The organism is Pseudomonas sp. EA_65y_Pfl1_P113, assembly GCF_963970525.1.
GTDB lineage: Bacteria > Pseudomonadota > Gammaproteobacteria > Pseudomonadales > Pseudomonadaceae > Aquipseudomonas > Aquipseudomonas tritici.
The window spans coordinates 1-375 of sequence record NZ_CAXAQM010000706.1; the positions used below are offsets into that span (position 1 = coordinate 1).

Here is a 375-nt window from a genome sequence, read left to right on the forward strand (position 1 = left end):
AACGCAACACGCCCGCCGGACTGGATCTGCATGTGATTTTAGATAACAGTTCGACCCACAAAACGGCTGCAATCAAGCAGTGGCTGGAAAAGCATCCGCGTTTCAAATTGCACTTCACACCGACCAGTGCGTCTTGGCTGAACGCCGTGGAAGGCTGGTTTGCACAACTGGAAAGGCGAGCGCTGTACCGGGGCGCCTTCACCAGCGTCGCTGACCTGAAGGCGGCTATCCGCCAATTTATCGAGGCTCACAATGAGCACTCAGCCAAGCCGTTCAAGTGGAATAAAACGGCTGAGGCCATCATTAGCTCGGTACATAAGGCGAAGCTGAGTGTGATAAAAAATAAATTAATGGATTAACCGCTCAGGCCACTAG

General features: G+C 52.3%; 1 protein-coding gene. It reads left to right on the forward strand.

All coding sequences use genetic code 11. The features are described from left to right. Window positions 1-359: transposase (locus AACY52_RS31820; RefSeq protein WP_339561630.1), on the forward strand; the 359-nt coding region annotated here is incomplete at its 5' end. Window positions 360-375: the final 16 nt, after the last annotated feature.